This is a genomic window from Streptomyces sp. TSRI0281, from assembly GCF_001905125.1.
Lineage (GTDB): Bacteria > Actinomycetota > Actinomycetes > Streptomycetales > Streptomycetaceae > Streptomyces.
Window position 1 is genome coordinate 272,685 of record NZ_LWLE01000023.1, and the last position, 16,009, is coordinate 288,693.

The 16,009-nt window shown below is 72.0% G+C and carries 13 protein-coding genes; 9 read left to right on the top strand and 4 right to left on the bottom strand.

The window, feature by feature from the left end:
• Nucleotides 1-38 precede the first annotated feature (38 nt).
• Complete coding sequence (locus A6A29_RS26230; protein WP_073723433.1) at nt 39-998, bottom strand: serine hydrolase; 960 nt, start codon at nt 996-998, stop codon at nt 39-41.
• A gap of 189 nt (nt 999-1,187) precedes the next feature.
• On the opposite strand from A6A29_RS26230, the gene A6A29_RS26235 reads away from it, so the two are divergent.
• Complete coding sequence (locus A6A29_RS26235) at nt 1,188-1,553, top strand: hypothetical protein (RefSeq protein WP_073723434.1); 366 nt, start codon at nt 1,188-1,190, stop codon at nt 1,551-1,553.
• 86 nt (nt 1,554-1,639) lie between these two features.
• Here the strand turns inward: A6A29_RS26235 and A6A29_RS26240 are convergent, their stop codons facing one another.
• The 3 genes from A6A29_RS26240 to A6A29_RS26250 all read right to left on the bottom strand — a co-directional run bounded on the left by A6A29_RS26240 (nt 1,640) and on the right by A6A29_RS26250 (nt 4,852).
• Nucleotides 1,640-3,322 carry a thiamine pyrophosphate-binding protein gene (locus A6A29_RS26240; RefSeq protein ID WP_073723435.1) on the bottom strand — a complete coding sequence of 561 codons (1,683 nt, stop codon included), beginning with the start codon at nt 3,320-3,322 and terminating at the stop codon, nt 1,640-1,642.
• On the bottom strand, nt 3,319-4,305 hold the full coding sequence (gene speB, locus A6A29_RS26245; protein ID WP_073723436.1) for an agmatinase: 987 nt from the start codon (nt 4,303-4,305) through the stop codon (nt 3,319-3,321). Before speB ends, A6A29_RS26240 begins: the two co-directional genes overlap by 4 nt.
• A 343-nt stretch (nt 4,306-4,648) precedes the next feature.
• The gene (locus A6A29_RS26250) at nt 4,649-4,852 is read right to left on the bottom strand and encodes a hypothetical protein (RefSeq protein WP_073723437.1); all 204 of its coding nucleotides are present in this window, start codon (nt 4,850-4,852) and stop codon (nt 4,649-4,651) included.
• A 124-nt stretch (nt 4,853-4,976) separates the two neighbouring features.
• Between A6A29_RS26250 and A6A29_RS26255 the strand changes: the two genes are divergently transcribed.
• From A6A29_RS26255 to A6A29_RS26290, 8 genes are all read left to right on the top strand, one after another.
• Nucleotides 4,977-6,479, top strand: coding sequence for a PucR family transcriptional regulator (locus A6A29_RS26255; protein ID WP_073723438.1), 1,503 nt, complete (start codon nt 4,977-4,979; stop codon nt 6,477-6,479).
• 101 nt (nt 6,480-6,580) lie between these two features.
• Complete coding sequence (locus A6A29_RS26260; protein WP_073723439.1) at nt 6,581-6,871, top strand: hypothetical protein; 291 nt, start codon at nt 6,581-6,583, stop codon at nt 6,869-6,871.
• Between the two features lie 162 nt (nt 6,872-7,033).
• Entirely contained in the window at nt 7,034-8,374 is a 1,341-nt protein-coding gene (eccD, locus tag A6A29_RS26265; protein ID WP_073723440.1) for a type VII secretion integral membrane protein EccD, read from the top strand.
• Between the two features lie 355 nt (nt 8,375-8,729).
• Nucleotides 8,730-9,632, top strand: a complete 903-nt coding sequence (locus A6A29_RS26270; protein ID WP_198953254.1) for a MinD/ParA family ATP-binding protein — start codon at nt 8,730-8,732, stop codon at nt 9,630-9,632.
• A gap of 79 nt (nt 9,633-9,711) precedes the next feature.
• Nucleotides 9,712-13,719 (top strand): type VII secretion protein EccCa, encoded by a 4,008-nt coding sequence (gene eccCa, locus A6A29_RS26275; RefSeq protein ID WP_073723442.1) that lies wholly within the window; start codon nt 9,712-9,714, stop codon nt 13,717-13,719.
• Nucleotides 13,720-13,768: 49 nt separating this feature from the next.
• Nucleotides 13,769-15,187, top strand: coding sequence for a DUF6177 family protein (locus A6A29_RS26280; protein ID WP_073723444.1), 1,419 nt, complete (start codon nt 13,769-13,771; stop codon nt 15,185-15,187).
• Between the two features lie 125 nt (nt 15,188-15,312).
• Entirely contained in the window at nt 15,313-15,645 is a 333-nt protein-coding gene (locus tag A6A29_RS26285; RefSeq protein ID WP_073723446.1) for a hypothetical protein, read from the top strand.
• 48 nt (nt 15,646-15,693) lie between these two features.
• Nucleotides 15,694-16,005 (top strand): pore-forming ESAT-6 family protein, encoded by a 312-nt coding sequence (locus A6A29_RS26290; RefSeq protein ID WP_073723448.1) that lies wholly within the window; start codon nt 15,694-15,696, stop codon nt 16,003-16,005.
• Nucleotides 16,006-16,009: the final 4 nt, after the last annotated feature.

Here is a 16,009-nt window from a genome sequence, read left to right on the forward strand (position 1 = left end):
GGTGGGTCCCGGGGACCGGGCCCGGTGGGCGGCAGGTCCTACGACTGCGGCTTCGCCGTGAGCATGGGTACGGCGGGGGCCTCGGGCACCGCGGGGACGGCTTCCTGCGGGGCCATGGGCAGGGTCGAGGAGCGCCAGGACTTGGTGGTCGGGTTCAGATCGCGGTGGACGGCGCGGGCGACGGCCTGGATGGTGTCGATGCCGTCGTTCATCGTCTTGTTGTCGTGGGTGAGCACGGTGAGGGCGTAGTCGTGGCCCTTCCCCGTGAAGGCCCCGATGCTGTGCACCCGCCAGCCGTGCGTGGCGCGCGGCAGCCAGCCGTTCTTGACCTGGACGGCCGCCCCCGAGGGGGCCCCGGCGGGGGTTCCCCAGCGCTGTGCGGCGACGACCTTGCGCATCAGGCCGAGCTCGTAGCCGCGGGAGGCGTCGGTGAGCACCGTGTTCTTGGTGGTCAGCAGGTTCAGCAGCCGCAGCTCGTCCTGTGCGGTGATCCGGGTCAGACCCCAGTAGCCGTCGGAGCCGGGCACGGTGCGGGTCATCCCGGCCGCCTTGAGGAACGCCTTGACCTTGGTGGCGCCGAGCTGCTTCCACAGGGCGGTGGTCGCGGCGTTGTCGGACTTGGTGATCATGGATGTGGCGAGGCTCTTCTCGCGCTTGGTCAGGGAGCGGTCCTTCTTCTGGCTGTCCCAGAGCAGGGTGGCCAGGACCGTCGCCTTCACGACGCTCGCGGAGTCGTACGTCTGCGTGCCGCGCAGGGTGCAGGACGTGTTCGTGGTCCGGTCGTAGAGCGCCACGGCCGCCGTCGATTTGCGCCCCTTGAGCGCGGCGGTGATGTCCCTCGTCAGCTTGACGGCCAGCCGCGTCTTGCCGGAGGTGCAGCTCACGGCGGGTGTGGCAGCCGCGGCGGGAGTGGCGGCGACGGCCATGGGCGCGAGCACGGCGGTGGCGAGCGCGGCGGAGAGTATGCCCCGGGACATCCGGATGCGGTGTGTGGTCATGAGAGTTCCCGTCCCTGCGTGATACGTACTGATGCGCCCCCGGCGCACCCGAAACAGACGACTGCTGACCGGCCGAATAGTTGTACGCGGCTCCGTGAGGTGTTCTGGAACGGTGCGGGGCGGGTAGTGGAGGACGGCCGGAGGCGAACGGGCCGGCACGGGACGGACGAACCAGGACGGGTTACGGACATGACCAACGACCTACTCACGGAGGCGTACCGCTGCGGCCGGCTGTACGCCGCGCTCGCCGAGCTGCAGAAGCTCGGCACGGGCACGCATCACTCGTTGGGAAGCTCGGGCCTCAAGGAGCAGGTCGCCAAGGAACCCAGGAAGCATCTGACCGAGCATCTGGAGAGGGCCGGCAAGTATCTGCTCGACGCGAAGAACCGGGAGAAGGGCCAGGCGGCGGCCGTCGTCTTCCGGATGCTCCCGGACCTGCTGCCGGAGCGGCGCGAGCTTCCGGGGGATCTGCGGTCCGTCGAGAAGCAGGAGCGCTTCCAGGAGGGTGTGAAGGAGCAGACGGCCGAGATCGTGAAGGCGCTCCAGGACGCGTGACGGGCGGGCCCGCTCTCCCCCGCCACAAGGACAACGGGCCCGCTCTCCCCCGCCGCAGGGACAGCGGGCCCGCCCGGCCGGTTCGGCTACAGGTGCGTCGGCTCGAACATCCTCAGCAGGGCCGGAAGCACGACGACCGACGGGCCGGAGGCGGCCAGGGCCTTCGTCAGGTCCGCGGCCAGTGATTCCGGTGTCGTACGGACGGCGGGGACGCCGAAGGACTCGGCCAGCGCGACGAAGTCCGGCCGGGCCAGTTCCGTCGCCGTGGCCTCGCCGAAGGCCCCCGTCATGTACTCGCGCAGGATGCCGTAGCCGCCGTCGTCGACGATCAGCCAGGTGACGGGCAGGCCGTACTGGCGGGCGGTGGCGAGTTCGGCGATCGAGTACATCGCACCGCCGTCACCGGAGACCGCGAGCACCGGCCGCGTGGGGTCGGCCGCCGCCGCGCCGATGGCCGCCGGGAAGCCGTAGCCGAGGCCGCCCGCGCCCTGGGCCGAGTGCATCGTGTTCGGGTGGCGGGCGTCGAAGGCGGACCAGGCCCAGTAGGCCAGGATCGTCATGTCCCAGAAGCTGGGCGCGGTGTCGGGCAGCGCCTCGCGGACCGAGGCGAGGACCTGCTGCTCCAGGGTGAGGTCCTGGCCGTCGATCCGGGCCCGGACCTTCTCCAGCACCGCACGGACCCGTTCGGGCGCGGTGGCGTCCGCACGGGCGTCGACCGCTTCCAGGAGGTCGCCGAGCGCCTCGCGGGCGTCGGAGTGGATGCCGAGCGCGGGATGGTTGGACTCCAGCTTCCCGGCGTCGGCCTCGATCTGGATGATCCGGCCGCGCGGGGTGAACGTGTGGTAGTTCGAGGAGAGCTCGCCGAGGCCCGAGCCGACGACGAGCAGCACATCGGCGGACTCCAGGAAGTCCGTGGTGTGCCGGTCCTCCAGCCAGGACCGCAGCGAGAGCGGGTGCTCCCACGGGAACGCGCCCTTGCCGCCGAACGTGGTGACGACCGGGGCGTTGATCCGCTCCGCGAGCGCGCGCAGCTTGCCGGTCGCGTCGGAACGTACGACTCCGCCGCCCGCGATGATCGCCGGGCGCTCGGCGTTCGACAGCAGACGGGCGGCGGCCACGGTCAGTTCGGGGCGCGGGTACAGCTCGCGCGGGGTGGCGTCCATCGCGCTGACGACCGGCAGCACGGTCTCGGCCAGCAGCACGTCCTGCGGGATCTCCACCCAGACCGGGCCGTGCGGGGCGGTCAGCGCGGACTCCCAGGCGGCGGCGATCGCGGACGGGATCTGCGACGCCGTACGCACGGTGTGCACAGACTTCACGATGTCGCGGAACGACGCCTGCTGATCGCGGAGTTCGTGCAGATAGCCGTGCCGGCCCCCGCCCAGACCGGCCGTCGGGATCTGGCTGGAGATCGCGAGCACCGGGGCGGACGCGGCGGCCGCCTCCTGGAGCGCGGCGAGGGAGGTGAGCGCGCCGGGGCCGGTGGAGAGCAGCAGGGGTGCCACTTCCCCGGTGATCCGGCCGTAGGCGTCGGCGGCGAAGCCCGCGTTGTTCTCGACGCGCAGGCCGACGTACGAGAGGGAGGAGCGGCGCAGCGCGTCGAACATGCCGAGCGCGTGCTGGCCGGGCAGCCCGAAGACGGTGGTCGCGCCGAGGCCCTGGAGGGACTCGACGACCAGGTCGCCGCCGTTGCGTCCCGGCGGGGGGTTCAGCGCGGCCTCGGCCTGGGCGGGCGTGAGCCGGGGCCGGTCGTCGTGGTCGTGGCTCACTTGGCTCCGGCCCCGTCCGCCGTCCTGGCCGCCGCGATCTGGCGGGACATGATCGTGGTCAGCTCGTACGCCGTGTGGGAGGCGGCGACGGAGGTGATCTCCGCGTGGTCGTACGCGGGCGCGACCTCGACCAGGTCGGCGGAGACCAGGTGGCAGGAGGCGAGACCGCGCAGGATCTCCAGCAGCTCGCGGGAGGTGAGGCCACCGGCCTCGGGGGTTCCGGTGCCGGGGGCGTGCGCCGGGTCCAGGACGTCGATGTCGATGGAGATGTACAGCGGCCGGTCCCCGATCCGCTGCCGGAGCTGGTCGGCGATCTCGTCGACGCCGCGCCGCATGACGTCGGCGGAGGTGACGATGCCGAAGCCCATCTTCTCGTCGTCGGTCAGGTCCTGCTTGCCGTACAGCGGGCCGCGGGTGCCGACGTGGGAGAGGGCCGAGGTGTCGAGGATGCCCTCCTCGACGGCCCGCCGGAACGGGGTGCCATGGGTGTACTCGGCGCCGAAGTAGGTGTCCCAGGTGTCCAGGTGGGCGTCGAAGTGGAGCAGCGCGACCGGGCCGTGCTTCTTGGCGACGGACCGCAGGAGGGGCAGCGCGATGGTGTGGTCGCCGCCGAGCGTCATGAGCCGGGCGCCGGTGCCGAGCAGATCGTCGGCGGCGGCCTCGACCGTCTCGACGGCCTCGTTGATGTTGAACGGGTTGGCGGCGATGTCACCGGCGTCGGCGACCTGCGCGAGGGCGAACGGCGAGGCGTCCTGCGCCGGGTTGTACGGGCGCAGGAGCCGGGACGCCTCACGGATCGCGTTGCCGCCGAAGCGGGCGCCGGGCCGGTAGGAGACCCCGCTGTCGAAGGGCACGCCGACGACGGCGACATCGGCGGTGCCGACCTCGTCGAGCCGGGGCAGCCGGGCGAACGTCGCGGGCCCGGCGTACCGCGGGACGCGGGAGGAGTCGACGGGGCCGCGCGGCGATTCGTTGCTGCTCATGGGTGGAGTGCCTTTCCTTCGGGTGATGCGCGCTTTGTGGGCGTTAGTACGTTATTCAGTGTGCGGGGTGCGGGGTGCGGGGGGTGCCGGGGTCGTCCGGCAGCCGCTTCCTGTCCTCAAGCGCCGGACGGGCTGGATCATGACGCCCCCGACGCCACAGAGGCAACGCCCCCCACCGAACGGGTTCCGTCCTCAAGCGCCGGACGGGCTGAAATATCAAGCCCCGGGGGCAAATCGAGCTCAGGCGGCAAACCAAGCCCGTCCGACGCTTGAGGACGCCTTTGGAGCCCGTCCGGCGATTGAGGACGTCTTTGGAGCCCGTCCGGCGATTGAGGACGAGGGCCTACGTGGCGGTGGCCGGTTCGCGCGCCAGGGCATCCGGCTCACCGACCCCCCGCCCCGCCACCCGCTCCCGCCACGCACTCAGCAGGTCCGGCATCTCGGAGACGGTGTAGACCTTCAGCCGGGCGAGCCGTGCGGAGAAGAAGACGGACAGCGCGAGCATGCCGGCCAGGTAGACGACGATCACGGCGTAGTCGACAGCCATGGGCTTCCCTCCGTCTCGTTCAGCAGGTTCGGGTTCGTGCGTGGTGAAGACGGTAGGTGGCCGGGAAGCGGCGCTGAAGTGTACGTTTCATCCATTCTTTACTCGCTGATTGGATGGATCACCCATGCCGGACTCCCCCGCCGGGCCGCCCACCCCGCCCATCCCCCTGACGGAGCTGCTCGCCAGGGAGGAGCTGGGGCTGCGCCGGATCGCCGGACCGGACCACGCGGACCTGCTGTGGGTGCACACCTCGGAGATGGCCGACCCGTACCCGTATCTGCTCGGCGGTGAGCTGCTGCTGAGTGCCGGGGTGCTGCTCACGGACCCGGAGCGCTACGTCGCCCGGCTGGTGGAGGCGGGGGCCGCGGCGCTGGGTTTCGGGGTGCGGCCGGTGCACGAGACGGTGCCGCAGGCGTTGGTCGAGGCGTGCGACCGGCACGGGCTGCCGCTGCTGGAGGTGCCGCCGGACACACCGTTCACCGCGATCGCGCGGGCGGTGTGGCGCCTGATGGCCGAGGCGAGGCATCGCGAGCTGCGCCGGGTGACCCGCGCCCAGCAGGCCCTGGCGACGGCGGCGGCCCGCCCGGACCCGGTGCCCGCGGTGCTGCACCAGCTGGCCGCCCAGCTCGCGGGCCGGGCCGCGCTGCTGACGGCGGAGGGCGAGGTCCTGCACACGGCGGGCCGCCGCCCGGCCCCGGAGGTACGGGAGGCGCTGGCGCGGCTGGCCGGGGTGGTCGCCCCGGCCGGACCGGCCCCCCTTCCCTCCTCCCTCCTGTCCGCACCCCCGCCCCCTCCCGTTCCCCTGTCCCCGGCTCCCACCTCCGCGACGGACACGTGCGGCGACGCGCAGCTGTCCGCGTACGCGCTCGGCGGCGGTCAGGGGCTGGTCCTCACCCTCGCGTCCCGGCAGCGCGAGGCGGGCGACCGGATGGTGGCCGGAATCGCGGTCGTCCTGCTGTCCCTGCTGGCCGCCCCGCACCAGGGCGCCGACGCGGCGGGCCGTTCGGCGGCGCTCGTACGGATGCTGCTGGGCGCGACTCCGCAGGACGTGACCCCGCTGCTGGGCGGCGAGGGCCCCTGGACCGTGGTGCACGCCCGCCGCAGCGACGGCGCCACCGCCGACCCGCTCACCGCCGGGGTCCTGGGCGCGTCCCTCGGCTCGGCCCTGGTCGACGCGGGGAGGGGCCGTGACGCGGTACGGGTCCTGCTCACCGCCCCCGCCCCGCTCACCCCGCAACCGGGCTGGACCCTGGGCGCCTCCGACCCCGTACCCGTCACGGACCTCGACGCCGCCGACACCCGGGCGGCCCGCGCCCTGGGCCACGCCGAGGCGACCCGCACCCCCCTGAAGGTCCACTCCACCGCCTCCGGCCTCGCCGCCCTGATCCCCCCGGACCGGGCCGCCGCCCACGCCCGCACCCTCCTCGCCCCGCTCACCCCACCGCTGACCGACACCCTGCGCTGCTGGCTGTCCCTGCACGGCAGCTGGGACCGCACGGCGGTGGCCCTGTCCGTCCACCGCAACACCGTCCGCCAACGCATCGGGCGGTGCGCGGAGTTGCTGGCCGTGGACCTGGACGACATGGACGTACGCACGGAGTTGTGGTTCGCACTGCGGCGGACGTGAGACCGGGGCGCGGAAACGGCCGGATCCGCCCCACTCGGGCGCCCCTGAGGTGTACCCCTCACCGCCCCATGGCCTATGTTGCAGTGGCAAAGGGGGAGCGCATGGCACGGGATTACGACAGTCAGCTGCTGGAGTCGGTCGGCGTACGGCGACGCAGGATGCGAGATGCCCTGCTGTTCGGAGCGCAACGCACTCGGCGGACGGCGGACGAGCGGCTCGGAAAAGTATTCGCGGGCATCGCGATCACCGCTGTGCTCTGCGCCGGCTGCGTCGGCTGGTCCTTCCTCCAGCACACTCTGGACAAACAGCAGGCGGAGCAGCAGAAACAGCAGCAACAGGCCCAGCAGTACGAAGAGCCGAAGAATTCGTCCGGCACGGACAAGCAGCCATAATCCGGTGCGGAGCGACGGGCCGCCGGGAATTCACGGGCTCCGTTGCGGGCGAGATGTGGCCTGCTCCCAGGAATACGGAAGAACACCCGGCGCACATGTGCCCAATTGGCCCGAAATTTCGGAAAGTCGCGATGATAGGTTCCGTAAGTGGTGAGCACAGCAATGACTTCCCGGGCGGAACTGAGCCGCGTGACCCTGGTCGGTGAGCGACGCCGGGCCGACATCGTTCTTCCCTCCGACACTCCCCTCGGTCAACTTCTTCCGGACATCCTTCAATTGCTGGACGACCGGGCCGCATCCCGCCCGCTGACCCGGCAATTGATCACCTCCGACGGTTCGGCGCTGCCCCACGACAGCACGCTGGCATCGGCGGGCATCAGCGACGGCGCCGTGCTGCGGCTCGTCAGGACTCACGCCGCTCCTCCCGCCCCGGTGGTCCACGACGTCACGGACCAGGTGGCCGACAACCTCGGCCTGCGGGCCTGGCGCTGGCGTCCGGCGGCACGGCGGGTCGGCGCGGGAGCGACGGCCGTGGTCTTCGCGGTGATCGCGGCGCTGCTGGCCCGCCGCGAGTTTCCGCTCGCCGCCCTGGCCGGCGTCCTGGCGGCTGTCACCACCGTCCTTCTGGTGGCCGGAGCGCTCGTCGCCCGGCTCGGGCAGGGCAACCGCGGTCCGGCAACCGCGCTGTTGACCGTCTCCGGCGCGCTCGGTGTCCTGACGGCCTGGACCGCCGCCGACGCGCACGACTGGTCCGGGCCTGTGCGGCTCGCCGCCGTGGCCGCGGCGGTGGCCCTGTCGATGACACTGCTCGGTTTCTTCTCCCCGCTCGGCCGCGGTGGTCTCATCGGCGCCGTGGCCACGGCCGCCGTCACCGCGGTGTGGGAGGGCGTCGCCGCTGTCGAGTCGGAACCGGCCCGGCTCGGTGCCGTCATGGCCGTGTTCTCCGTCGTCCTGCTCGGCACGCTGCCCCGGCTCGCCCTGATGGCGTCGGGGCTCACCGCACTCGACGACCGCCGCTCGGGCGGGGTGTCCGTCAGCCGTCACGACGTGGGCAACGCGCTGGCCGCAACGCACCGCGGCCTCGCCCTCGCGACGCTCGTCACGTCGGTGTCTGCGGCCGCGGCGGGCTGGCTCCTCACCCTGGCCGCACGCCCGACCGTGTGGACCGTCCTGCTGCCCTCGCTGGTCGCGGTGGTGCTCCTGTCGCGGGCACGCGCGTTCCCGCTGGTGGCCGAGGTGGTGGCACTGTTCGCCGCCGCAGCGGTTCTCCTCGTCCGGCTCGTGATGCTCTGGATGGAACAGGCCGGTGGCGCCGGACCCATCTCCGTACTCTGCGCGGCGGCGCTGCTGCCCCTGCTCGCCCTGATGGTGGAGCCGCCCGAGCACGTACGGGTCCGGCTGCGGCGGACCGCCGATCTGATCGAGTCCATCGGCATGGTGGGGCTCTTCCCGCTCGCCATCGGCGTGTTCGGCATCTACGGACAGCTGCTCAACAAGTTCTGACATCTCTGACATCACATGCGCGGGCGCTCCGGGCGGGGCATCGAAGCGGAGAAGAAGGGCAGACATGCCGCACGCGGACAACTGGCAGGGCGATGTACTGCGCGACCTGAGGGGCGCGCCCCCGCAGAACGCGGTGGCTCACGGCGGACAGGCGTCAACAACGCCCACCCGGACGGGGTTTCACGAACAGACGGCGCAGCCACAGACACAGGAGCACCCACAGGCGCAGGCACCAGCACAACCACCGGCGCCTGCACCAGCACAACCACCGGGGCAGGCTTCGGCCGCCCCCACGCCCACACCCCCCACGCGCTCACCGATCACCCGGCCTTCCCACGCCCCCGATTCACGGGCCGTGGTGGACAGCGCGCTGGCCGGAACGGCCCGCCGCCCGCGGCACGGTGAACCGCTCGCCGCACGTGCCTCGCGCGCGCTGTGCCGCATCGTCGCCTCGTCGGCGGCGCGCGAGGTCGCCGAGATCACCCGGACCGCCGAGACGCTCCAGCAGCCGGTGACGACCGGTCGGCAGATCGCCGTCACCTCCATCCGGGGCGGCGCGGGCAAGACGACCGTGGCCGCCCTGCTCGGCACGGCGTACGCGCACTACCGCCAGGACCCGGTCCTCCTCGTGGAGGCCGACCCGGCGCTCGGATCGCTGCCCCTGCGGCTGGGCGCCGAGACCCTGCGGTGGACCACGGCCGATCTGGCGGACATCGTTGAGCCGCAGATGTCCCTGCTCGACGTCACCGGCTATCTCGTCCAGCTGCCCGACAACGCCTGGCTGCTGCCCGGCAGCCGGGGCCAGATCGGGGCGATGCTGGACACGGCGACGTACGGACGGGTGATGGTGGCGCTGCGCCGCTACTTCGGGGTGACCGTGGTCGACTGCGAGACGCTGCCCGCCGAGGTCGCCCGGGTCGCGCTCTCCGCCGCCCAGGCCCGGGTGCTGGCCGCCCCCGCCACGCTGGACGGCGTCACGAGCACGTACGCCGTACTGCAGTGGATGCGGGAACTGCCCCCGCACATGATCGCCGGTACGGTCGTCGTCCTCTCCAGCATGATGGCGCGCCCCGGGATCGACGTCGAAGCAGCGGCCGAGACGCTCAGGTCCACCGGAGCGGGCGTCCATGTCCTGCCCTACGACCGGCACCTGGCAGCCGGTGGGGCGCTGCGCACCGAGTTGCTTTCCCGGCCGACACGTCTGGCTGCCACCCGGCTCGCCGCCGACGTGTTCCAGCTTTCCCAGAAGCGCCGGTGATCCCGATGCCTCCCCAGCCGCACGAGCCGCACGAGCTGCACGAGCTGCACGAGCTGCACGTGAACGACGGACGACGCCGATGAGCACCCGACTGATCCACCGCCCCGCCCGGACCACCCGCCCGCCCGCCACGTCCGCGCCCCGCACCATCGAGGCCCCGCCGAACCTTCCCGAGGGGAAGGCGGGCAACATCGCGATGTCGTTGCTGCCCGTCGCCGGGGTCATGTCGTCCGTCGTGATGATGACGGTCGTCCGCAACAGCCAGTTCGCGGCACTCGGCGCGATCATCCTCGTGGTCACGATCATCGGCTCCGTGGCCCTGCTCTTCTCGCAGCGTGGCAAGGCCCAGCGCACCCGGCGCACCCAGCGCGAGGCGTACCTCGCCTACGTGGAGGACCTGCGGGAGGAACTGTCGTCCGAGGAGCGGGAGCGGCGCGAGCGTGCCGACGTGCTCAACCCCTCGCCGTACGCCCTGTACGACATCGTGCGCGATCCGGCCCGGCTCTGGGAGCGCCGTCGGGCGGACGACGACTTCCTGCGGGTGCGGGTCGGCACCGGCGAGATGCCCGTACGGGACCTGCGGATCGCCGAGCAGGGGTCATCGGTCCTCACGCCGCCCGACCTCTTCATGCTCAACGAGGCGTCGGCGCTGACGAACCGCTTCCGCAACGGCACCGAACTGCCGCTCACCGTCCCGCTCGACCGGGTCGGCAACATCAGTGTGATCGGTCCGCGCGCCGACTGTCTGCGGGTGGCCCGCGCCCTGCTGGTCCAGGCCGCCGCCCTGCACGCTCCCGACGACGTGGCCCTCGCCGTCGCGGCGCCGGGTGACCGGATCGCGGACTGGGAATGGGCCAAGTGGCTGCCTCATCTGCTCGACCCGGAGCGGTTCGACGGTCCGGTCGCCGCCCGCCGCATCGCTCCGTCCGCGCCCCAGCTGGCCCGGCAGCTCGGCGCCGAACTACGCCGCCGGGCGTCCTACGCGGCCGAGGTCCGGCGCGGCCTGGCCGGCAAGGACGCGCTGTCGATGAACTCCCGGCTGCTGGTGGTCACCGACGGACACGGCGAGGACGCCGTCGACCTGCCGCGCCCGGACGACGCGGTCGGTCTGCGGGAGATGGGCGTCACCGTCCTTCATCTGCTCGAACAGCGGGTGCAGGAACCGGGGCACGTCAACGTACGCATCACCGTCGACGGGCCCGATGTGACCATCGAGGACCTGCGGGCCGGGGAGCCCATAGAGGCCCGCGGCACCGTGGACGAGGTCGGCATTCCGTTCGCCGAGGGCCTGGCACGGATGCTCGCGCCGCTGCGGCTGTCCGCCGAGTCCCTGGTCGACGCCCCGTTGTCCGGTCCGGTCGAGTTCGCCTCGATGCTCGGCATCGACGACGTGGCACAACTGGATCTGCCGGCGCTGTGGGCGCCGCGCGGCGAGCGGGCGTTCCTGCGTGTCCCGATCGGTATCAGCGACTCGCACGAGCCCGTGCTCCTGGACCTCAAGGAGTCCTCGGAACTGGGGATGGGCCCGCACGGCCTGTGCGTCGGCGCCACCGGTTCCGGAAAGTCGGAGCTGCTGCGGACCCTCGTCCTCGCCCTGGTCGCCACGCATCCGCCCGAGGACCTCGCGCTGGTCCTGGTCGACTACAAGGGCGGTGCGACCTTCGCCCCGTTCGCGGACCTGCCGCATGTGTCGGGCGTCATCACCAACCTGGAGAACCAGGCGGGCCTCGTCGAGCGGGTCCACTCCTCCCTCGCCGGTGAGGTCAAACGCCGCCAGCAGGCCCTGAAGGACGCGGGCAACGTCGCCGACATCGGGGACTACGCGGCTCTGCGCGCCGAGAAGCGGCCGGATCTGGACCCGCTGCCGCATCTCTTCGTGGTGATCGACGAGTTCGGTGAACTGCTCACCGCCAAGCCCGACTTCATCGACCTGTTCCTGTCCATCGGCCGGATCGGGCGCTCCATCGGTGTCCACCTGCTGCTCTCCAGCCAGCGCATCGAGGGCGGCAAGCTCAAGGGCCTGGACACCTATCTCTCCTACCGGCTCGGTCTGCGGACCTTCTCCGCCGACGAGTCCCGCACGGTGCTGGACACCACGGACGCGTTCCACCTGCCGCCACTGCCCGGCTTCGGCTATCTCAAGGTCGACACCAGCCACTACGCCCGGTTCAAGGCGGGCTATGTGTCCGGCGGCTACCGCGGCCCCGTGCGGCACTCCGAGGACGAGGAGACCGGCCCCCTCGCGCTGGCGTACGAGGCGTTCAACACCCTGGCCGGTCCGGACGCGGCGCAGCCGCAGGAACCCGCGTCCCGCCGTCGCGAGACCGGGCCGACCGAACTCGGCGTCATGGTCGCGCAGCTGACCGGTGCCGCCCCGCCGGTACGCGGCATCTGGCTGCCCCCGCTGCCCGCGGCCACCGCCCTGGACACGGTGGCCGGTCCGCTGGACATCGGCCCGCGCGGTATGCGGCTCGCCGGGGCGCGGGCGGACGGCGGCCGGGCCGGTGCCCGTCGGCAGGGCCCCCTCCTCGTACCGCTCGGTCTGCTGGACGACCCGGCCAAGCAGTGGCAGGGCCGGTGGTTCCTGGACCTCACGGTGGCCGGGGGCCACGCGGCCGTGATCGGCGGCCCGCAGTCCGGCAAGACGACACTCCTGCGCACCCTCGTCCTCTCCCTCGCGCTGACCCACACCCCGCAGGAGGTCGGCGTCTACGGGCTCGACCTCGTCGGCGGCGGCCTGCAGGCGCTGTCGGACCTGCCGCACGTCGGCGGCATCGCGGGCCGTGCCGACCGGGAGCGGGCGGCGCGCACCGTCGAGGAGGTCCGGACCATGCTCGCGCTGCGCGAGGACCTCTTCCGCGAGCACGGGATCGACTCGGTCGAGCAACTGCGCACCCTTCACGCGGCCGGCCGGCTGCCGCAGCTCGCCTCGGCCGAGATCCTGCTCGTCATCGACGGATTCGGCGCGCTTCGCGACGACTTCGAGGAAATGGACGACGCGATCGGCGACATCCTCAAGCGCGGCGGCGGATACGGCATCCACGTCGTCGCGGGCATGCTGCGCTGGAACGACGTCCGTATCGCCATCCAGTCGAACTTCGGCACCCGCATGGAGCTGCGCCTGAACGATTCCGGTGAGTCGAGCATCGACCGCAAGCTCGCCGGGACGCTGTCGCCCGAGGAGCCCGGCCGGGTCCTCACCGACGGAAAGCTCTTCGCCCAGGTGGCCCTTCCCCGTACGGACGGGGTGACCGACACGGCGGACCTGGGTGCGGTCCTGGAGCGCACCGCCCGAACGCTCCGCGCCACGTGGAACGGTGACGTCGCCCAGCCGGTACGGGTGCTGCCGCACACCCTGGAGCCGCATCTGCTGCCGGGGCCGGCGGCCGAGCCCCGACGGGTGGCCATCGGACTCGACCAGAGCGCGCTGGCGCCCGTCCTGCTCGACCTGTTCCACCACGACCAGCACCTGCTGGTGATGGGGGACAGCGAGTGCGGCAAGACGAACCTGCTGCGGACGGTCGCGCACGGCCTCATCGACCGCTACGGCGAGGACGATCTGGTGTTCGCCGTGATGGACCCCCGGCGCTCCCTGCGCGGGGCGGTTCCGGAGGAGTTCAACGGGGGCTACGCGTACAACTCCAAGCTGTGCGCGGGCCTTTCCGCCGGAATCGCCACCGAGCTGGAGAAGCGGCTGCCCGACGAGAACGCGCGCCTGGAGGACCTGGAGCCGGGCAGCTGGGGCAAGGGGCCGCGCATCGTGGTGCTGGTCGACGACTACGACGTACTGACGACCGCGGGTCAGTCGCCGCTGGCCGCGTTCCTCCCGTATATCCCCTCGGCGGTCGACATCGGCCTCCACTTCGTCCTGACGCGACGCGTGGCGGGTGCCTCGCGCGGCATGTACGAGCCGCTGGTGCAGGGGCTGCGGGAGTCGGGGGCGTCGGCGCTGCTGATGGCGGGCGACCGCAGCGAGGGCCAGCTGTTCCCGGGGGTGTACGCGTCGCAACAGGCTCCCGGCCGGGGCGTGTTCATTCGCAGGGGTCAACCGAACCGGCTGATCCAGACCGTGCGCTCACCGGGGTGAAGCACACGATGAGCCACCATCGCCGAACGACGAAGGACCGGACGACCCCATGACCAAGGACGTCATCGCACTCACCACCCGCATGCCCGATCCGTGGAGCGTGCTCGCGGGTCTGCTCTCCGGCGGCCCGGACAAGCTGGTCGGCACGCGGGGCGAAGGGGCCGTGGTGCAGCTCTGCGATGCGCAGGGGCGCCCGCTCGTCTCCGTCGAAGCACCGCTGCTGGTGGCCGTGGAGGGTGAGGCGGAGCGGCTGCTCGGGGCCACGCCGCCGCCGGTGCCGTACTGGTGGACGGAGGCCCGCGCCACCACGGGGGTCGCGGAGGCGGAACAGCTCGCGGGCACGTTCGCGGCGCGGCTCGCCGCGCTCGTGGGCGGCTCCGCCTGGCCCGCGGACGCCGCGGACTCGCTCGCCGTGGTGAAGACCGACGGGGTGAGCGTGGCCCCGTCGCCCGCCGCCGCGCAGCCCGCCATCGACGTACTCACCGAGAAGGTCGCCGTCGTCATCCAGGACCGCCCTGTGGTCGCGATGACGGCCTGGCTCTCCGACGCGTTCCGGGCGGCGGCCGGGGCGGGGCTGGGACTCCAGATCGTCAGCCCGGCGGGCACCACGCTCTCCCCCGCCGTACGCGACAGCCTCGGTGGCCCGCCGTCGCGGTGGATCGTGCAGGACGAGCGGGACGGGTACTACGACGGCCTGACGGGTGCCGTACTGCGCTGGCAGGGCGCCATGTTCGCGCCGGTCGCCTCCCCGTCGGCGACGGACGACGATCCGCACACCCCGGTGGCGGCCACCTACCAGGAGGGCGCGGACACGGGTGAGCGCCAGCTCGCCCTGACCTTCCGGATGGTCCACCCGGCGGACGAGCGGCTGGTTCTGGGCGGCGGGCTGGAGTCGGTGTGGCGGGAGCTGACCGGGAAGCCGCCTGCCGGATGGGGCACGGCCGAGCCGGCGAACCTGCCGTGGTCGCCGCGCCGGCTGACCGACCTCGCGTACGGAAGGGCTCCGGAGCCCACTTGGCTGGTCGTGGTCGGCAACGGAGACCGGCCGGGCATCGCCACGGTGCGCATCACCCGTACGGAGGCGGGCGTGGAGGAACACGTCACGCTGGCGTTCGGCTACGGGACCGACGAGGAACCTCCGGTGGAAACCCTTCCCGGGGTCGCCGAGACGCTTGCCACCCGGCACCGCCTTCAGTCGATGCTCGTACAAGTTCGCAAAGCCCGACGCGATGTGTCCGTACCGGCGCGCTTCGAGGGCCCGGGAGTTCCGCTGGCCTTCGTCCTCGGCTCGGAGGAGGTGCGCGAGTTGCCCGGAGACCGCGCACGCCGCACGCCCCTGCCCGAACCGCCCGTCCCGCTCGGCCCGAAGTCCCGGCCTGCCCTGTACTACCCGTTGCCGGGCGACCCTTCGGACCTGTCGGGCTGGCAGGACTTCGAACGCCTGATGCGCCATCTCAGAGGCGCCTAGAGGACTCGGCCGGATGTCATGAGTCGGTCACTGCTCAACTCTGGCCGATTGCAGATTGCAGTAGCGATGCGGAGGTTGATAGATATGAACGTGCAGACGATCTTTCGACGTGGCGGGGCAAACTGATGAAGTTCGACATGGGGGCGTCGGTCCTCTCGAACCTGTTGTCGCAGTCGCAGGGAGCGAGTACGGACCTCGGCGCCCTGATCCGGCAGCTGATCGCAGCCGCGGAGCCGCTGGAGGGCAAGTTCAACGGCGCGGGCAAGGTGGCGTTCGACGACTTCAAGAACCGCTCGGACGAGATCACGGCGGCGTTGAACGCTTCGCTCTCCGGGATCCTGGGCGGTCAGTCGGGGATGGACGCGGCGTTCGGTTCGGGTGACCAGGAGCAGGGCGAGAACGCACGGACGCAGATGGCGTCCGCGAATTTCGACGCGGCGCGCTTCTCGGGCCGCTGACACCGGCCGATCTGCGGGTTTTCGTTTTCTCACGGGGAGTGATGGTTGATGGCGGGCAACAGTGACCGGCGTTCGTACGACACGGGTGCGTCGACCGAGGTGCAGGGCACCATCCAGGTGGTGATCGCGCAGTTGGAGCAGGTGATCACCGCGCGGGACACCCAGGTGAAGGCGGCGATGAACGACTTCGCGGCCGATGGCGTGGCGGATGAGTACCACGGCAAGGAACTGCGCTGGAACGCGACCTCGCAGGAGGTCAGGAACATCATCCAGTTGCTGAGGACGACGCTGGAGAAGAACGACGGCACCGCCCAGCAGACGCTGGCGCGGGCGAAGGCCGCGGTGGACGGCATCGGCTGAGTTC

What these genes read in the sequence shown, in the direction of transcription:
- A6A29_RS26260 (WP_073723439.1), top strand. Translation starts at nt 6,581, where the DNA reads ATGGCACGGGATTACGACAGTCAGCTGCTGGAGTCGGTCGGCGTACGG.
- eccD (WP_073723440.1), top strand. Translation starts at nt 7,034, where the DNA reads ATGACTTCCCGGGCGGAACTGAGCCGCGTGACCCTGGTCGGTGAGCGA.
- A6A29_RS26255 (WP_073723438.1), top strand. Translation starts at nt 4,977, where the DNA reads ATGCCGGACTCCCCCGCCGGGCCGCCCACCCCGCCCATCCCCCTGACG.
- A6A29_RS26290 (WP_073723448.1), top strand. Translation starts at nt 15,694, where the DNA reads ATGGCGGGCAACAGTGACCGGCGTTCGTACGACACGGGTGCGTCGACC.
- A6A29_RS26280 (WP_073723444.1), top strand. Translation starts at nt 13,769, where the DNA reads ATGACCAAGGACGTCATCGCACTCACCACCCGCATGCCCGATCCGTGG.
- A6A29_RS26235 (WP_073723434.1), top strand. Translation starts at nt 1,188, where the DNA reads ATGACCAACGACCTACTCACGGAGGCGTACCGCTGCGGCCGGCTGTAC.
- speB (WP_073723436.1), bottom strand. Translation starts at nt 4,305, where the DNA reads ATGAGCAGCAACGAATCGCCGCGCGGCCCCGTCGACTCCTCCCGCGTC.
- A6A29_RS26250 (WP_073723437.1), bottom strand. Translation starts at nt 4,852, where the DNA reads ATGGCTGTCGACTACGCCGTGATCGTCGTCTACCTGGCCGGCATGCTC.
- eccCa (WP_073723442.1), top strand. Translation starts at nt 9,712, where the DNA reads ATGAGCACCCGACTGATCCACCGCCCCGCCCGGACCACCCGCCCGCCC.
- A6A29_RS26230 (WP_073723433.1), bottom strand. Translation starts at nt 998, where the DNA reads ATGACCACACACCGCATCCGGATGTCCCGGGGCATACTCTCCGCCGCG.
- A6A29_RS26285 (WP_073723446.1), top strand. Translation starts at nt 15,313, where the DNA reads ATGAAGTTCGACATGGGGGCGTCGGTCCTCTCGAACCTGTTGTCGCAG.